Below are 17,827 nucleotides of genomic sequence, written 5' to 3' on the forward strand. Positions count from 1 at the left end.
TCCGGACGGAGTTCGCCATGACCCAGGCCGACCAAGGTGGGGCATCTCCCACTGACGACGCTGAATTGCAGCAATCGGCCGAGCACGGCCTGTACAGCCCCGAGCACGAGCACGATGCCTGCGGCGTCGGCTTCGTCGCCCACATCAAGGGCCACAAGGCGCACAGCATCGTTGCGCAGGGCCTGAAGATCCTCGAGAACCTCGACCACCGCGGCGCGGTCGGTGCCGACAAGCTGATGGGCGACGGCGCCGGCATCCTGATCCAGATCCCCGACGAGTTCTACCGCGCCGAGATGGCCGCGCACGGTGTCGAGCTACCGCCGCCCGGCGAGTACGGCGTCGGCATGATCTTCATGCCGAAGGAGCACGCCTCGCGCCTGGCCTGCGAGCAGGAGCTCGAGCGTGCGGTGCGCGCCGAAGGGCAGGTTGTGCTGGGCTGGCGCGAGGTGCCGGTCGATGCCGAGATGCCGATGTCGCCGACCGTGCGCGCGAAGGAGCCGGTGCTGCGCCAGATCTTCATCGGCCGCGGCCCTGACGTGATCGTGCAGGACGCGCTGGAGCGCAAGCTCTACGTGATCCGCAAGACGGCGTCGAGCGCGATCCAGCGCCTGAAGCTCACGCACAGCCGCGAGTACTACGTGCCCAGCATGAGCTGCCGCACCATCATCTACAAGGGCCTGCTGCTGGCCGACCAGGTCGGCAAGTACTACAAGGACCTGCAGGACCCGCGCGTGATGTCGGCGCTGGCGCTGGTGCACCAGCGCTTCTCGACCAACACCTTCCCCGAGTGGCCGCTGGCCCACCCGTACCGGATGGTGGCGCACAACGGCGAGATCAACACCGTCAAGGGCAACTTCAACTGGATGCGCGCCCGCGAAGGCGTGATGAAGTCGCCGGTGCTCGGCGACGACCTGAACAAGCTCTACCCGATCACCTTCGAAGGCCAGTCCGACACCGCCACCTTCGACAACGCGCTCGAGTTGCTGACGATGAGCGGCTACTCGCTGGCGCACGCCGCGATGATGATGATCCCGGAGGCCTGGGAGCAGCACGCGACGATGGACGAGCGCCGCCGCGCGTTCTACGAGTACCACGCCGCGATGATGGAGCCGTGGGACGGCCCGGCCTCGATGGTGTTCACCGACGGCCGCCAGATCGGCGCCACGCTCGACCGCAACGGCCTGCGCCCGTCGCGCTACATCGTGACCGACGACGACCTGGTCGTGATGGCCTCCGAATCCGGCGTGCTGCCGATGATTCCCGAGAACAAGATCATCAAGAAGTGGCGGCTGCAGCCCGGCAAGATGTTCCTGATCGACTTCGACCAGGGCCGCATCATCGACGACGAGGAGCTGAAGAACCAGTTCGCGCTCGCCAAGCCCTACCGCCAGTGGATCGAGAACGTGCGCATCCGCCTCGATTCGATCGAGCTGACCGGCGAGCCGCGCGAGTTCGGCGAATCGCTGCTCGACCGCCAGCAGGCCTTCGGCTACACGCAGGAAGACATCAAGTTCCTGATGAGCCCGATGGCGCAGGCCGGCGAGGAAGGCACCGGCTCGATGGGCAACGACTCGCCGCTCGCGGTGCTGTCGGACAAGAACAAGCCGCTGTACAACTACTTCAAGCAGCTGTTCGCGCAGGTCACGAACCCGCCGATCGACCCGATCCGCGAAGCGGTCGTGATGTCGCTGGTGTCGTTCATCGGCCCGAAGCCGAACCTGCTCGACATCAACGCGGTGAACCCGCCGATGCGGCTCGAGGTGTCGCAGCCCATTCTCGATTTCGCCGACATGGAGCGGCTGATCGAGATCGAGAAGCACACGCGCGGCAAGTTCAAGAGCCATGTGATCGACATCACCTACCCGCTGGTGTGGGGCGATGAGGGCGTCGAGGCGAAGCTCGCGTCGCTGTGCGCCGAGAGCGTCGATGCGCTGAAGAGCGGCCACAACATCCTGATCATCAGCGATCGCGCGATGAACCGCGACAACGTCGCGATTCCCGCGCTGCTCGCGCTGTCGGCGATCCACCAGCACCTGGTGCGCGAGGGCCTGCGCACGACGGCCGGCCTGGTGGTCGAGACCGGCTCGGCGCGCGAGGTGCATCACTTCGCGGTGCTCGCGGGCTACGGCGCCGAGGCGGTGCATCCCTACCTCGCGATGGAGACGCTGATCGGCCTGCACAAGGAGCTGCCGGGCGAGCTGTCGGCCGACAAGGCGATCTACAACTACGTGAAGGCGATCGGCAAGGGGCTGTCGAAGATCATGTCCAAGATGGGCATCTCGACCTACATGTCGTATTGCGGCGCGCAGATCTTCGAGGCGATCGGGCTCGACAAGGTGCTGATCGACAAGTACTTCCGCGGCACCGCGAGCCAGGTCGGCGGCATCGGCGTGTTCGAGGTCGCCGAAGAAGCCATCCGCATGCACCGCGCCGCCTTCGGCGACGACCCGGTGCTCGAGAACATGCTCGATGCCGGCGGCGAATACGCCTGGCGCGTGCGTGGCGAGGAACACATGTGGACGCCGGACGTGATCGCGAAGCTGCAGCACAGCGCGCGCGCGAACAAGTTCGACACCTACAAGGAATACGCCCAGCTGGTGAACGACCAGTCGCGCCGCCACATGACGCTGCGCGGGCTGTTCGAATTCAAGGTCGACCCGGCCAAGGCGATCCCGCTCGACGAGGTCGAATCGGCGGCCGATATCGTCAAGCGCTTCGCGACCGGTGCGATGTCGCTCGGCTCGATCTCCACCGAAGCGCATGCAACGCTGGCCGTCGCGATGAACCGCATCGGCGGCAAGTCGAACACCGGCGAAGGCGGCGAGGATCCGGCGCGTTATCGCAACGAGCTGAAGGGCATCCGGATCAGCGCCGGCACCAAGGTCAGCGACGTGATCGCGAACAAGGTGATCGAGGCCGACTACGAGCTGCAAGAGGGCGACTCGCTGCGCTCGAAGATCAAGCAGGTGGCGTCGGGCCGCTTCGGCGTCACGGCCGAGTACCTGTCGTCGGCCGACCAGATCCAGATCAAGATGGCCCAGGGCGCGAAGCCGGGCGAGGGCGGCCAGCTGCCGGGCGGCAAGGTCACCGACTACATCGGCTTCCTGCGCTATTCGGTGCCGGGGGTCGGCCTGATCTCGCCGCCACCGCACCACGACATCTACTCGATCGAGGACCTGGCCCAGCTGATCCACGACCTGAAGAACGTGAACCAGCGTGCGGCCATCAGCGTGAAGCTGGTGTCCGAGGTCGGCGTCGGCACCATTGCGACCGGCGTGGCCAAGGCCAAGGCGGACCATATCGTGATCGCCGGCCACGATGGCGGCACCGGCGCGTCGCCGTGGAGCTCGATCAAGCACGCCGGCACGCCGTGGGAGCTCGGCCTGGCCGAGACCCAGCAGACGCTGGTGCTGAACCGGCTGCGCGGCCGGGTGCGCGTGCAGGCCGACGGCCAGATGAAGACCGGCCGCGACGTCGTGATCGGCGCGCTGCTCGGCGCGGATGAATTCGGCTTCGCGACCGCGCCGCTGGTCGTCGAGGGCTGCATCATGATGCGCAAGTGCCACCTGAACACCTGCCCGGTCGGCGTGGCCACGCAAGACCCGGTGCTGCGCAAGAAATTCCAGGGCCGGCCCGAGCACGTCGTCAACTTCTTCTTCTTCATCGCCGAAGAAGCGCGCCAGATCATGGCGCAGCTGGGCATCCGCAAGTTCGACGACCTGATCGGCCGCGCCGACCTGCTCGACACCCGCAAGGGCATCTCGCACTGGAAGGCCAGCGGCCTCGATTTCTCGCGCATCTTCCACCTGCCGACGGCACCGGCCGACGTGGCGCGACGCCAGGTCGAGGAGCAGGACCACGGCCTGGCGCGCGCGCTCGACGTGAAGCTGATCCAGAAGTGCCTGCCCGCGCTGGAGCGCGGCGAGAAGGTGCAGTTCATGGAGGAGACGCGCAACGTCAACCGCACGGTCGGCGCGATGCTGTCCGGCGAGCTGGTGCGCCGCCATCCCGAAGGCCTGCCCGACCACACGATCTTCATGCAGATGGAGGGCACCGGCGGCCAGAGCTTCGGCGCGTTCCTCGCGAAGGGCATCACGCTGTACCTGATCGGCGACGCGAACGACTACACCGGCAAGGGGCTCTCAGGCGGCCGCGTGGTGGTGCGCCCGAGCATCGATTTCCGCGGCGACGCGACGCGCAACATCATCGTCGGGAACACCGTGCTGTACGGCGCGACCAGCGGCGAGGCCTTCTTCCGCGGCGTCGCCGGCGAGCGCTTCGCGGTGCGGCTGTCGGGGGCGACCGCGGTCGTCGAAGGCACCGGCGACCACGGCTGCGAGTACATGACCGGCGGCACGGTCGCGGTGCTCGGCAAGACCGGGCGCAACTTCGCGGCCGGCATGAGCGGCGGCATCGCCTACGTGTTCGACGAAGACGGCCAGTTCGCGAAGCGCTGCAACACCGCGATGGTGCAGCTCGACAAGGTGCTGGGCGCTGCCGAGCAGGAGGCCTCGGTCGACAAGGCGGTGTGGCACCTGGGCCAGACCGACGAGGCGATCCTGCGCAAGCTGCTCGACGACCACCACCGCTGGACCGGCAGCCTGCGAGCGCGCGAGATCCTCGATACCTGGGCCGAGTCGCGCGGCAAGTTCGTGAAGGTCTTCCCGAGCGAATACAAGCGCGCGCTCGGCGAGATCAACGCGGCGAAGCAGGTCGACGACACCATCGCCAAGGCGAAGTCGCCCGAGAAGGGCACCCCCGAGAAGACCGGCCCGAAGAGCCGCGCCAAGGCCTGATTCAGGTCCGAGCCCAACTGTCTGGAGTTTCAAGAGATCATGGGAAAAGTCACCGGCTTCATGGAGTACGAGCGCCTGGAAGAGGGCTACGCGCCCGTGCAGACGCGCCTGAAGAACTACAACGAGTTCGTGATCGGGCTCAAGGCGGACGAGTCGAAGATCCAGGCCGCGCGCTGCATGGACTGCGGCACGCCGTTCTGCAACAACGGCTGCCCGGTCAACAACATCATTCCCGACTTCAACGACCTCGTGTACCGCAACGAATGGCGCAACGCCATCGACGTGCTGCACTCGACGAACAACTTCCCCGAGTTCACCGGGCGCATCTGCCCGGCGCCGTGCGAGGCGGCCTGCACGCTGAACGTCAACGACGATGCGGTCGGCATCAAGAGCATCGAGCACGCGATCATCGACCGCGCGTGGGCTGAGGGCTGGGTCAAGGCGCGCCCGCCGAAGGCGAAGACGGGCAAGAAGGTCGCGGTCGTCGGCTCCGGCCCGGCCGGCATGGCGGCCGCGCAGCAGCTGGCGCGCGTCGGCCATGACGTGACGGTGTTCGAGAAGAACGACCGTGTCGGCGGCCTGCTGCGCTACGGCATTCCCGACTTCAAGATGGAGAAGTCGCACATCGACCGCCGCGTTGAGCAGATGCAGGCCGAGGGCGTGCAGTTCCGCACCGGCGTGATCGTCGGCAAGCTGCCCGAAGGCAGCAAGGTGACCAACTGGGCGAAGGAGAGCATCACGCCCGACGAGTTGCAGGCGCAGTTCGATGCGGTCGTGCTGGCCGGTGGGGCCGAGCAGTCGCGCGACCTGCCGGTGCCGGGGCGCGAGCTCGACGGCGTGCATTTCGCGATGGAATTCCTGCCGCAGCAGAACAAGCTGAACGCCGGCGACAAGCTGAAGAGCCAGCTGCGTGCCGACGGCAAGCACGTGATCGTGATCGGCGGCGGCGACACCGGCAGCGATTGCGTCGGCACCAGCAACCGCCACGGCGCGAAGAGCGTCACCCAGTTCGAGCTGTTGCCGATGCCGCCCGAGCAGGAGAACAAGCCGCTGGTGTGGCCGTACTGGCCGATCAAGCTGCGCACCAGCTCCAGCCATGAAGAAGGCTGCGAGCGCGAGTTCGCGATCGCCACCAAGGAGTTCATCGGCGGCGAAGGCAAGGACAAGGGCAAGCTGCGCGCACTGAAGTCGGTGCGCGTCGAATGGCAGGGCGGCAAGATGATCGAGGTGCCGGGCAGCGAGCAGACGCTGCCGGCCGATCTGGTGCTGCTGGCGATGGGCTTCGTCAGCCCGGTCGCTAGCGTGCTCGATGCATTCGGTGTCGACAAGGATGCGCGCGGCAATGCGCGAGCCGGAACCGATTTCATCGGCGGCTATGCGACCAACGTCGCCAAGGTGTTCGCGGCCGGCGATGTGCGGCGCGGCCAGTCGCTGGTGGTGTGGGCGATCCGCGAAGGGCGCCAGGCGGCCCGCGCAGTCGATGAATTCCTGATGGGATCCAGCGACCTGCCGCGCTGAACCGAGAGAGATTCGGCCCGTCAGCGGGGCGGCAGGAACGTCGAGTGCCTGCCGCCCGTCAAGCTTTCAGCGATTCCAGCAGCCGTCCAGACCCGGCGTGCCCGACACGGTGGGCAGGCCCTTGCTGTCGACCGACATGGAGCCGCACCGGTCGTTGCTCATCGAGCCCTTCGGCACCACCCGCAGCCAGTAGGCGGAGGCGGTCGGGGCCGAGGCTGCCGAAGCCGTCCCGAGCGACAGCGTGTAGTAGTTCGACAGCGGCGACTTCAACGCCGGCAACGACGAATCGGTGACGGCTGCATAGCTGCTGCTCACCGTGTACTGGCGCTCCATCCAATGCGCTGCGTCCATCAACGCCGCCTTGGCATCGGCGCGCCGGCTTCGGGCGACTTGCTCGGTGTAGGCCGGGTAGGCGATGGCGGAGAGGATGCCGATGATCGCCACCGTGATCATCAACTCGATCAAGGTGAAGCCGGCGGCGCTGGTTCGATAGCGGTGCATGATCAGGTTCCCTGGAGTCTCGGTTCTGTGGATTTGGCAGTTCATCGGATCTGGCGCCAGGTCACGCGGGCCTTCCCATCGCAGGTCTTGACGCTCTCGCTGGTCGTGGTCGTGTCGGACACGCCCGCCACGAGCGTGCCGGTGCCGCCGCCGGTGCAGGGCACCGTCTTGTTGGTCTCCACACCGCCCAGGTTGGCGCCGGTCTGGCCCCGGCTGGTGGCGGCCTCGAGCGTGACGACGCCGGGGCTGCCCTGCTTGCCGAGGATCTTCGGCAGCGACAGGATACCGCCGGCCACCTGGCGCACGTTGGCGCCGGCATCCGAGCTGTTGATCGAGTTGTCGCGGTTGGCGTCGAACACGCTGAAGGTGGGCGCCTGGCCGGTGATCGGGTCCAGCGTGAAGATGCGCGCGGTACCACCGGCGCTGCAAACCTGGGTCGACGGTGTGTTCGCGACCATGAACAGCACGCGGCCCTGCTGTTGCGGATTCACGTTGACGCGTTCACCGGTTGTCGCCGTCAGGTTGATGTACCAGCCACGCTTGGTGGCCCAGTCGACCGTGTTCGAGCTGGTGCCCTGGAAGCCGGTGAAGCTGCTCGCCGCCACGGTCTGCGCCACCAGCGTCGAGTTGCCGCTGATGCCGGCGGTCGCCCCCGGCTTGTCCCAGATGCCGTAGATGGCCTGGGTGTTCAGGTTCACGTTCGTCGCCACGTCGGTGGCCGTGTCTTCCGTTTCGTAGAGCTTGCCGGTGCCGAACGTGACCAGTTGGCCGCCGGCGCTCGTGTGGAAGCTGATCTCAGGCATCACCGTGATCGGTTGGTTGGCGCTGCCCGCGAACAGCGGCTGGCCGCCCAAGGCCACCTTCCAGTTGGTGCGGGCCGCGTCGTCCACGTCGAACTTCCACAGGTTGCCCTTCAGGTCGCCGGCGTAGATCGCCGTGACTTCGCGGTTCGAGTTCAGCACGAAGTTCGGCTGGCTGAGGCCGTTGCCGGCGCCGGCAGTGCCCACAGGCTGCTGCCACACGATCGCGCCGGTCTGCAGGTTCAGCAGGAACAGCGTGGCCTGCCCGTTGGCGCTGTCGTAGCCGTTGCCGAACATCGCGACCCAGGTGCCGTCGCGCATCTGCGCCACGTGCGGATAGGCGATCACGCTGCCCATGTAGCCCGCGCTCGTGTTGGTGGTGTCGTCGCCGGAGAACTCCCACAGGACGTTGCCGGTACCGAACCCGCCGGTACCGACGGCCGGGTTGGTGACGTCCACCCCGAACACCGAGCGCGCGCCGGCGCCGGTGGAGCCCACCAGCACCGTTTTCCAGGCCGTCGACAAGTAGGCGTCTGCCAGCTGTGGCGGCCCGTTGACGGTGAACAGGTGGCTGTAGGACGGATCGCTCAACGCCTTCAGCTTCTGCACCGTCTGCACGCTACCCGAGTACAGCGTGCGAGGCACGGTGAAGACGGAGTTGGGCACGAAGGCAAAGCGTTCGGCGCCGTCGGCCGTACTGACAGCGTGCAGCATGCCGTCGTTGGCACCGAAGAACAGCGTCGAGCGCATGTTGTTGAGGTCGGTCGACGAGGTCGAGCGGAACGCCGCATAGCTGTCCTGGCCTGGCGTACCGGCCTTCATGCGTTGGTAGCCGCCACCATCATCGGGGCCCTTGATCGGGCCGCCGCCGACGATGTCGCCCAGCACGCCGCCGGTGGCGGTGTCGCGCACCCGGTCGCGCAGCCCGCCGCCTTTCTGGGCTTCCTTGGCGTCGCTGCCGCGCAGCCAGTCGAGCACGTTCTGGTCATTGCCCAGAGCCGTGCGTTGGGTGCCGTTGAGCCCGGCCCACGTGAATGGCGCGGCAGCCTTGGGCACTGCGGTCGGATTCCACGTGAAGATGTTGCGATTGGCCGGCGTCGGCATCGCCTTGGACACTTCCCAGTTCGCCTTCGTCGGGTCGGTGTTCACCGTACCGTCGAGTGCGAGCGGAAACGAGTACAGGCGGCCGGACCAGCCGTAGGGGTTGTAGATCGCCTGGAACACCTGGGTGCCCGCGGCCGCTGAACCGGTGCTGGTTTCGAGGTTCGCCGTGGCCTGAGGCTGGTTGACGGCCTCGCTCAGCGCCGAAGCGATGCCGGCGGACAGCTCGGTTGGGTTGGTGGCCGAGAAATAGCGCCCATGCCCGTTGATCGAGGCGTGGATCAGGTCGTCGCCGGTTTGGGCGGAGTCGCTGGTCGCGCTGGTCCAGATCATCTCGACCTTGTCCTTCACCAGCAGGTCGCGCAGGCCTTGCGATGACAGCCAGGTTTGCCCCTTGTACGGGAAATACGAAGAAGTGTCCGAGGTCGACAGCGGCACGATGTACTGCCCGAGGGTATTGGTGTCGGACGCGGCGGACTTCGGCCGCACCTTGCCGGTCCCGGTGATGCCCAGTCCTACGGTGAAGGTGGTCAGGTGCTGCCAGAAGGCTGGGTCACGGGTCGAGGCCGCGATCCGGTTGTCGACACCGGTCTGCAGGTCGGTCTTCCAGTAGTACGCCGCCACGTCGGCGAGCGTGTTGACGTTGCCCGTGTTGTTGTCGTTGAACGGGCTGACCGAGAAGCGGCCCGCGAGCGTTCCCGCGGTACCGCTGTCGGTATAGGTGTAGCCGACCGTGCCGCCGTACGGCACCGGTGTCGACCCCGTGAAGTTGTCATTGTTGTTGTTGGCCGGTGAACTGGCGTCGTTGCCGTTCCAGAAGCCGTCGGTGCTCATGATGTGGAAGGAGCGGCGGCATGAGTCCGCGCTTCCTGCCGACTTGGAGGTGTCCTCGGCCCACGGCTTCGTGGCTCCCTCGTCATTGAAGTACTTGCCGACGTTGTCCATCGCCAGGCGCAACGGCGTGCTGCCGTTGGTGCGGATCTTGTACAGATCGGTGTAGAAGCCGCTGCGGTCGGTGCCCTTGAACTGGGTGACGGCGCGGCGCGGATCGATTTTGCCCCAGTTGATGGTGGTGAAGCCGACGCGCAGGTTCGTGCCTTGCAGCGCGAAGGCCGCCGAGACGCCGCCCTTGGCCATCAGCATGCGGCTGCGGTAGTACTGCAGCCAGTTGGCGAAGTTCTGCAGTTCTTCGGTGTAGGTGCAGGTGGAGGCGCCGCTGCAGTCGGTGCGTGCGGCGTCGCGTGGGTAAGCGGCGCGGCCGGGCTGCACCTCATATTTGACGAACTTCGTCTCCATGTTGAGCGTCGTGTTCGGGTTGGATGCAGGCAACGGGTTCGCCGCGTCGTCGGTGTAGACGTAGTACGTTGCGGGCCAGTAGCTGTCGTCCTGGCTGGTGGAGCCGGCCTTGCCTCCTTGTGCGGTCAGGTCGAGCTGATAGCCGGTTTGCGTCGGATCCTGTACGTCGATATTGACCGCCTTGTAATTGGCATTGGCCATGCGCTTCGTGTCGTCCGATTTGTCAGGCCAGGGGAGGTAGGTGACCTTCGGGTTGTAGTAGAGCGGATTGCCCGACGACGAACGCATGTAGCGCGCGATGGCGTTTTTGCTGCTGTAGTAAGTGGGGGCCAGGTAGCCCGAACCGCTCTTCCACATCCCCGGCAACTTCGAGCCATCGCCACTCTCGTCGCGTTTGCCGCAATTGGAGCTGTCGGTCAGCGCCGAACTGTCGGGCATGCCGGCGATGCAGCGGACGAAGTCCGGGATCGCATCCGATGTCATCGAGCCGGAATCGTCCAGCGTGTACATCACGTTGGGCAACGGCGGTGGGACATAGATTCCGGGGATTTGCGACACCGTGGCATAGGCGGGAAACACGGCGTGCGCCAGCAGCACTTCCAGGATCACCGCGGCGACCACGCGCTTCGGCTGCATCCAGTGACGGGAGGGGGTTTTCATCATCGTTCTCCGTTGGGGCGACCGGGCTTGCGCTCAGTCCGCCGAATAAGTGGCTTGCAGCATCACGACGCTGAGGTCCGAGCCGCCGACCGCGCGGGCGGTGACCCTGAAGCTGGTGCCGCCGCCGATGTTCTCGACCAGGCAGCGCGGGTTGGACGCCAGGCCGGCGCCGGTCATCGTCACGTCGACGCCGCTGGCCGTCCACGTCGCTTCGGTGTCCCAGTTGGCGTCCGTCGGCGGCGCGGTCGGCAGCAGAATCTTGGCGACCGGGTAGGTGGCCGGCGACGAGGTCACCTGCAGCAGGCAGGCCCGGACCGCCGCTTCGGCCGCCTGCAAGGCCTTGTTGCGGTCGCGCGCGTTGCCGGCCATGCGCTCGTCCAGGGCCGTCGCACGAAAGCTCGACACGGTGATCAGCGTGATCAGCACCAGCATCACCATCATGATGATCAGGATCGCGCCCTGCTGGGGACGGGCGGCCTTCAGGGTCTTGAGTTTCATGGCGACGCGTAGGTGATCTTGTTGCGAACGGCGACCGTGGTGCTGAACACGCGGCGGTCGAAGCGCGTTCCGGTGGTCGGGTAGGTGACGGTGACGTCGGCCACTTTGCCGGTGGCAGGCAAGGTCACGTCGGCTTCCGCAGCGGCAGGGCCGTGGGTCAGCAGGCTCATGCGCACCGCGACCACGCGGGACCAGTCGGTGACCGAATTCGCCGCCACGTAGGTGCCGTCGATGACGCCATCGGGCTCCGTCGTGGTGTCCAGGCCGAAGCGCACCTGCAGGTTCTCGACGCCTTCGATCAGTTCCTGCTCGACGCCGGCATCCACGGCGCCGGGCACGAGCGTCTGGTCGCCATCGAAGGTCCGCCGGTAGAGCGACGTGGTGGTGCCGTTGCTCTTGACGTAGTAGACGACGGTCTGCAGCGGAAACACCTCACTGGAGACCTGCGGATAGATGTTGCTGGCGTTCAAGCCGCCGGTCACGCCCAGGGTGGTTGCGGCAGAAGAGACCTGGAACGCCTGCGCGCTCGAACAGTTGGCGATCAACGCGTAGCTGCCGGTGCACAGGCCCGACACCTTGTCGGTCGTACCGTTGCGGCACTTTCCGGGCGCGCCCTTGTTCTCGATGCTCAATGTCGCCGCCGAACCCACGGCCGCGGCCATGAGGCGGATGGGCGCACCGGCCACCGTCCGGATCACGAGCACGTCACTGCCGGGCGTCAGGCCGCCGCTGGAGATCGACGTGACCGGGATGGTGTTGCTGGTGCCGACGGTGTTGTTCAACCACGATGCAGGCGTGCTGACATTCGCCGGGTTGCTGCTGCTCAGCGTCAAGGCGGATCCGGTGATGCCGTACTTGTAGCCTTCGATGCCGATCGCGAAATTGGTCCCCAGGCCCACAGCCAACGAGTTCGTGAAGCCGGACGTGCGGTTCGTGAAGCAGCCCTGGTAGCCCACCATGCGCGCGTCCGCCGACAGGAACTGGAAGGCCAGCCGCACGTTCTGCTGCAGCGTGCTCAGCTGGTCGACGCGGCGCGTGGCGCCCTTGCTCGTCAGGTAGATGGCGGTCATCACGCCGGTCAGCACGAGGCCCAGCGTCAGGGCCACCATCATTTCGACCAGCGAGAAGCCGGCCTGGCGCAGCCGCGACGGCGCGGAAGTCTGCAATGTCATGGGAAACCCTTTCAAAGCCGGCTCACGGTGGTGAAACTCTGGCGCGGCGAATCCGCAGTGCGGTTGTCGAGCCACTCGATCTCGATCGTCACCGACCGATCGGCAGCCACGGCGATGCGGCCCTTGCCGTCCGGCAGCAAGGCTTCGATCTGTCCCTTCCAGTCCTTCAGGTCCGTCTGATAGATGAAGGTCAGCGGCGTGATCGACGAGGACGTGCTGGCGAGCTCGGTGTTCCAGCGCAGGGCCAGCGCGTTGTCGCGGTCGACGCGCATGCGATCAAGGATGTCGTCCGCCAGCGCGGTGGCCTGTGAGCGGAAGAGGGAACTCTGGCTGTAGGCGAGTGTCCGGCTTTGCAGACCGGCCAGGCCGAGCATGCCGAACGAGAAGATCACGAACGCGACCAGCAGTTCGATCATGCTGACGCCCGTTTGACGCCGTTTGCGGGGGATGCGATTCAGCTGCATGTTCGTCGAGTCCTTGTCACGGGCACGAGATGTTGTTGAGATAGAGGGACGCCCGTCCGACCAGCGATACCTGGATGACGCGGCCCGGCAGCGAGGGGATCGACGAATCGCAGACCTTGAAGTAAGCCTGGGCGCCGGAATACTTGCCGCCCAGCGCATTGAAGGTCACGTACATCCGGTCGGGCACCGCGCTCGCGGTCGCCGTGGTGGCCGTCGAGCCACTCATCGTCACGCGCGTGATCGTGGTGTTGCCCGGTGCGGCCGCGCTTTCGCGGAGCACCGAGCCGTCTGCTGCCGTCGAGCCCATGGTGGCATCACCGTCAGCGTCGGTGAATATCTGCCAGCCGGACTGGAACACCGGGCTGGCGGTGGCCTTGGTCAGCAGCGTCACGGGCTGCCCGCGCCGGGTGGCCTCGGAGCGCGCCAGGTTCAGCGCGAGGATGAATTCGTTGGTCTGGCTCGTCAGCCGGTTCGAGGCGATCAACCGGCTGAACGACGGGGCGGCGATGGTGACCAGGACGGCCATGACCGCCAGCGTGACCATCAGCTCGATCAAGGTCACGCCGAGCGGGCGCCGGCTGTGTCGCATGCTGTAATTTGTGTTGGAGTGTGTGGTGGCCATGGATCCTTCCTCTGCGCAAATTATCTGTGGTGCATCCCGCGGGGAGGGCGCCGGGCATCAGGCGGAAGTCGCCGTCTGTCGATGAAACCGGACAATGGGCCGAAACCGAGGGGTGCGGGCTTTCCCCTATCATTGCGGCTTCGCTACAGACGTCCGCCCCAACGGGCCGCCGGTTCCGATCCATGTCGACCCCTCAAACCGCGGTGCCAGCCGCGCCTGTTCTGATCGAGCTGCGCGACGTCACCTGCGGCTACGGCGACCGGGTGATCCTCGAGAACGTCAACCTCAGCGTGCCGCGCGGCAAGGTGCTCGCGCTGATGGGCACCTCGGGCGGCGGCAAGACCACGGTGCTGCGCCTGATCGGGCGCCAGCTGCAGCCGATGAAGGGCCAGGTGCTGTTCGACGGCGTCGACATCGCCACCCTCGATGCGCAAGGCCTGCACGCGATGCGCCGGCGCATGGGCATGCTGTTCCAGTTCGGCGCGCTGTTCACCGACCTGTCGGTGTTCGACAACGTCGCGTTCCCGCTGCGCGAGCACACCAACCTCGGCGAGGCGATGATCCGCGACCTGGTGCTGATGAAGCTCAACGCGGTCGGCCTGCGCGGTGCGCGCGACCTGCTGCCGTCGCAGGTGTCGGGCGGCATGGCGCGCCGCGTCGCGCTCGCACGCGCCATCGCGCTCGACCCCGACCTGATCATGTACGACGAGCCGTTCGCCGGCCTCGACCCCATTTCGATGAGCGTCGCCGCGACGCTGATCAAGGACCTGAACCACGCGCTGGGCGTCACCAGCATCGTCGTCTCGCACGACGTGGCCGAGACCTTCCTGATCGCCGACCACATCGTGTTCGTCGCCAACGGCAAGATCGCGGCCCAGGGCTCGCCGGCCGAGATGCGCGCGAGCGACGACCCGCTGGTGCAGCAGTTCGTCAAGGCGCAGACCGACGGGCCGGTGCGCTTTCACTACCCGGCCGTTTCGGTCGAGGAAGATTTCAGCGCAGGAGCGGCCCGATGAGCTGGTACAACCCCGCCGACATCGGCTTCGCGGTGCGCGGCAAGCTCGCGGGCATCGGCGACGCCGCGCGCCTGTTCTTCCAGCTCGGCGGCCTCGGCAGCGCGAGCTTCGCCCGCCCGCGCCTGGTCAGCGACCAGGTCTTCTTCCTCGGCAACCGTTCGCTGTCGATCATCACGGTGTCGGGCCTGTTCGTCGGCTTCGTGCTCGCGCTACAGGGCTACTACACGCTGCAGCGCTACGGCTCGGCCGAGGCGGTGGGCCTGCTGGTCGCGCTGTCGCTGGTGCGCGAGCTGGGCCCGGTCGTCACCGCGCTGCTGTTCGCGGGCCGCGCCGGCACTTCGCTGACGGCCGAGATCGGCCTGATGAAGGCCGGCGAGCAGCTCGCCGCGATGGAGATGATGGCGGTCGACCCGATCAAGCGCGTGCTGGCGCCGCGCTTCTGGGGCGGCGTGATCGCGATGCCGTTCCTCGCGGCGGTGTTCAGCGCGGTCGGCATCCTCGGCGGCTGGCTGGTCGCGGTGCCGCTGATCGGCATCGACGAAGGCTCGTTCTGGTCGCAGATGCAGGGCGGCGTCGACGTCTGGGCCGATGTCGGCAACGGCGTGATCAAGAGCGTCGTCTTCGGTTTCACCGTCACCTTCATCGCGCTGCTGCAGGGCTACAACTGCAAGCCGACGCCTGAAGGCGTTTCCGCCGCCACCACGCGCACCGTCGTGATGGCATCGCTTGCAACGCTGGGGCTCGATTTCGTGCTCACGGCCATGATGTTCTCGATTTGAAGAAAGAGGCGACGATGCAGAAATCTCGTCACGATGTGTGGGTGGGCCTGTTCGTGCTGATCGGCGCGGCAGCGGTGTTGTTCCTCGCGTTGAAGGCCGGCAACCTGCTGAGCCTGAACTTCGACGAGACCTACCAGGTGATCACCAAGTTCGACAACATCGGCGGGCTCAAGCCGCGCGCGGCGGTCAAGAGCGCCGGCGTGGTCGTGGGCCGCGTCGAGTCGATCGGCTTCGACGACAAGAGCTACCAGGCGCGCGTCGTGCTGCAGCTGCAGAAGAAGTTCGCTTTCCCGAAGGACAGCTCGGCCAAGATCCTGACGTCCGGACTGCTCGGCGAGCAGTACATCGGGCTGGAGGCCGGCGCCGAGGAGAAGAACCTCGCGGCCGGCGACGTCATCAGCCAGACGCAGTCGGCGGTGGTGCTCGAGAACCTGATCAGCCAGTTCCTGTACAGCAAGGCGGCCGATTCCGGCTCGCCTGCCGCCGCGGCGGCGCCCGCCAGCGGAGCGAAGAAGTGAACCTGCGGGCCGTGCAGTCGCCGTGGCAGCGGGTCTTGGCCGGCCTCGCGCTGGCTTGGCTGGCGCTGCTCACCGGCTGCGCGACCACCGCGCCCGGGCCGGACGGCAAGCCGGTGCAGCGGGTCGATCCGTGGGAGAGCTGGAACCGCAAGGTCTACAACTTCAACGATGCGCTCGACACCGCGGTGCTGAAGCCGGTGGCCACCACCTACCGCGATGTCGTGCCGCAACCCACGCGCCGCGGCATCAGTAACATCTTCGGCAATGTGTCGGACCTGTGGTCGGCGTTCAACAACGTGCTGCAGGGCAAGGTCAACGACGGCATGCAGGACGTGATGCGCGTGACCACCAACACGATCTTCGGCCTCGGCGGTTTCTTCGACGTCGCGACCGAGATGGGGCTGGACCGCCACAACGAAGACCTCGGCCAGACGCTCGGCCGCTGGGGCATTGCCTCGGGGCCCTACGTGGTGTGGCCGTTCTTCGGGCCGTCGACGCTGCGCGATTCGTTCGCGCTGCCGATCGACCGCTCGGTGTCGCCGGCGCTGGCCTTCAACGACAGCCTGGCGCGCTATGCGGTGGTCGGCGTCGGCTTCGTCAACGAGCGCGCCGCGTTGCTCGGTGCGACCGGCATGCTCGACGACATCGCCCTCGACAAGTACACCTTCATCCGCGACGCCTACCTGCAGCGCCGGCGCAGCCTGGTCTACGACGGCGAGGTGCCGGAATCGAAGGACGAGCGTTACGACCAGGACGAGGCGCCGCCCAACGCGGCTGCGGCCGCGCCGGCAGCCGCCTCGGCACCGGCATCCGCAACCGCGCCGGCGGCACCCGCGTCCGGACCCAAGCCATGAACTTCACCTCCCGGAAACGATCCGGCGGCCAACCGGCAGACACCCGCTGCCGTTGAGGTCATGTCGGGCCGCGGCGCAGACGCCGCGAACTCCGGTTACCGTGCCCGCACCGAGCTGCGAGGCTCTTCCCAGAAAGGAACCACAGATGCTCAGCCAACAAATCGTCAGATGGATCTCCGCCGCGACGCTCGCGGTCGCCAGTGCCACCGCCTTCGCGCAGCAGGCGCCGGACCAGCTCGTCAAGCAGGTGTCGTCCGAGGTGCTCGACGCCGCCAAGGCCGACAAGTCGATCCAGGCCGGTGACGTGAAGCAGGTCTCGGCGCTGGTCGAGGCCAAGGTGATGCCGCACGTCAACTTCCAGCGCATGACGGCTTCGGCGGTCGGCCGCTACTGGCGCCAGGCCACGCCCGAGCAGCAGAAGAAGCTGCAGGATGAGTTCAAGACGCTGCTGGTGCGCACGTATTCCGGTGCGCTGGCGCAGGTGCGTGACCAGACCGTGCAGCTGAAGCCGATGCGCTCGACGCCTGCAGACACCGAGGTGATCGTTCGCACCGAGATCCGCGGCAAGGGCGATCCGATCCAGCTCGACTACCGCCTCGAGAAGGCGGCCGACGGCTGGAAGATCTATGACGTCAACGTGCTCGGCGTGTGGCTGGTCGAGAACTACCGCAACAGCTTCGCGCAGGAGATCGGTGCCGGCGGCATCGACGGCCTGATCGCCAAGCTGGTCGAGCGCAACAAGGCCGCCGGCGGCAAGAGCTGAGGCCCGCATGCTGCTGCTCCCCGCCACCGTGACGACGCGCGAGGCCCGCGACACGCAGCGCATGCTGTCGCAGGCCTTGCAGCAGGAAGTGAAGACCCAGTCCGAGCCCACCGTGACGGTGGATGCCTCGGGCCTGGCGCAGTTCGATTCGGCGGCGCTGGCGGTGCTGCTGGAATGCCAGCGCCTGGCCACGGCCTTCGGCAAGGGCTTCGCGGTGCGCAATGCACCGGCGAAGCTGGCTGAGCTGGCTCGGCTGTATGGTGTGGATGGGCTGTTGCTGAAGTCTGCGTAGTCCGGGCGGCGCGTCGCGTCGCGGCGGGTGAGGGGATGGGGTGGGGGCTCATGCTGGGGCGGTCGGCCCAGGGGCCGACTCCACGAAGAAGATCGGCTTCGGGGGTGCATCGGCAAACTCCCTCCACTCACTTCGTTCGTTGTGGTCAAACAGTGCCGATGAGTCGGTCTACGAAGC

At 66.8% G+C, this 17,827-nt stretch carries 14 protein-coding genes; 8 read left to right on the forward strand and 6 right to left on the reverse strand.

Annotated elements, in window-relative coordinates:
- Window positions 1-17: 17 nt before the first annotated feature.
- Window positions 18-4,796, forward strand: coding sequence for a glutamate synthase-related protein (locus tag BUE42_RS30105; RefSeq protein ID WP_073469027.1), 4,779 nt, complete (start codon window positions 18-20; stop codon window positions 4,794-4,796).
- Window positions 4,797-4,835: 39 nt separating this feature from the next.
- On the forward strand, window positions 4,836-6,314 hold the full coding sequence (locus BUE42_RS30110) for a glutamate synthase subunit beta (protein ID WP_073469029.1): 1,479 nt from the start codon (window positions 4,836-4,838) through the stop codon (window positions 6,312-6,314).
- A gap of 66 nt (window positions 6,315-6,380) precedes the next feature.
- Here the strand turns inward: BUE42_RS30110 and BUE42_RS30115 are convergent, their stop codons facing one another.
- The 6 genes from BUE42_RS30115 to BUE42_RS30140 are packed head-to-tail and all read right to left on the reverse strand — an operon-like array spanning window position 6,381 to window position 13,428.
- On the reverse strand, window positions 6,381-6,815 hold the full coding sequence (locus BUE42_RS30115) for a type IV pilin protein (RefSeq protein ID WP_073469031.1): 435 nt from the start codon (window positions 6,813-6,815) through the stop codon (window positions 6,381-6,383).
- A gap of 41 nt (window positions 6,816-6,856) precedes the next feature.
- Window positions 6,857-10,672 (reverse strand): pilus assembly protein, encoded by a 3,816-nt coding sequence (locus BUE42_RS30120; RefSeq protein WP_143171849.1) that lies wholly within the window; start codon window positions 10,670-10,672, stop codon window positions 6,857-6,859.
- Between the two features lie 33 nt (window positions 10,673-10,705).
- Entirely contained in the window at window positions 10,706-11,170 is a 465-nt protein-coding gene (locus tag BUE42_RS30125) for a pilus assembly PilX family protein (protein ID WP_073469035.1), read from the reverse strand.
- Window positions 11,167-12,342 carry a PilW family protein gene (locus BUE42_RS30130; RefSeq protein WP_073469037.1) on the reverse strand — a complete coding sequence of 392 codons (1,176 nt, stop codon included), beginning with the start codon at window positions 12,340-12,342 and terminating at the stop codon, window positions 11,167-11,169. Before BUE42_RS30130 ends, BUE42_RS30125 begins: the two co-directional genes overlap by 4 nt.
- Before the next feature lie 11 nt (window positions 12,343-12,353).
- A complete protein-coding gene (pilV, locus tag BUE42_RS30135) occupies window positions 12,354-12,806 on the reverse strand; it encodes a type IV pilus modification protein PilV (protein WP_073469039.1) in 453 nt (150 codons plus the stop codon).
- Window positions 12,807-12,822: 16 nt separating this feature from the next.
- Window positions 12,823-13,428: a GspH/FimT family pseudopilin gene (locus BUE42_RS30140; RefSeq protein ID WP_143171850.1), complete on the reverse strand. Its 606-nt coding sequence runs from the start codon at window positions 13,426-13,428 to the stop codon at window positions 12,823-12,825.
- A 182-nt stretch (window positions 13,429-13,610) separates the two neighbouring features.
- Between BUE42_RS30140 and BUE42_RS30145 the strand changes: the two genes are divergently transcribed.
- The 6 genes from BUE42_RS30145 (at window position 13,611) to BUE42_RS30170 (ending at window position 17,650) form a co-directional block, all read left to right on the forward strand.
- Window positions 13,611-14,444, forward strand: coding sequence for an ABC transporter ATP-binding protein (locus BUE42_RS30145; protein WP_073469043.1), 834 nt, complete (start codon window positions 13,611-13,613; stop codon window positions 14,442-14,444).
- The gene (gene mlaE / locus BUE42_RS30150) at window positions 14,441-15,223 is read left to right on the forward strand and encodes a lipid asymmetry maintenance ABC transporter permease subunit MlaE (RefSeq protein ID WP_073469045.1); all 783 of its coding nucleotides are present in this window, start codon (window positions 14,441-14,443) and stop codon (window positions 15,221-15,223) included. The genes BUE42_RS30145 and mlaE overlap by 4 nt, the downstream gene beginning before the upstream one ends.
- A 14-nt stretch (window positions 15,224-15,237) precedes the next feature.
- The gene (gene mlaD / locus BUE42_RS30155; RefSeq protein ID WP_073469055.1) at window positions 15,238-15,741 is read left to right on the forward strand and encodes an outer membrane lipid asymmetry maintenance protein MlaD; all 504 of its coding nucleotides are present in this window, start codon (window positions 15,238-15,240) and stop codon (window positions 15,739-15,741) included.
- Window positions 15,738-16,595: an MlaA family lipoprotein gene (locus BUE42_RS30160; protein ID WP_083614776.1), complete on the forward strand. Its 858-nt coding sequence runs from the start codon at window positions 15,738-15,740 to the stop codon at window positions 16,593-16,595. Before mlaD ends, BUE42_RS30160 begins: the two co-directional genes overlap by 4 nt.
- A 145-nt stretch (window positions 16,596-16,740) precedes the next feature.
- Complete coding sequence (locus tag BUE42_RS30165; protein WP_073469047.1) at window positions 16,741-17,358, forward strand: MlaC/ttg2D family ABC transporter substrate-binding protein; 618 nt, start codon at window positions 16,741-16,743, stop codon at window positions 17,356-17,358.
- Window positions 17,359-17,365: 7 nt separating this feature from the next.
- Window positions 17,366-17,650: an STAS domain-containing protein gene (locus BUE42_RS30170; RefSeq protein ID WP_073469049.1), complete on the forward strand. Its 285-nt coding sequence runs from the start codon at window positions 17,366-17,368 to the stop codon at window positions 17,648-17,650.
- Window positions 17,651-17,827: the final 177 nt, after the last annotated feature.

The sequence above is a fragment of the Rhizobacter sp. OV335 genome, from assembly GCF_900142965.1.
Classification (GTDB): Bacteria; Pseudomonadota; Gammaproteobacteria; order Burkholderiales; family Burkholderiaceae_C; genus Rhizobacter.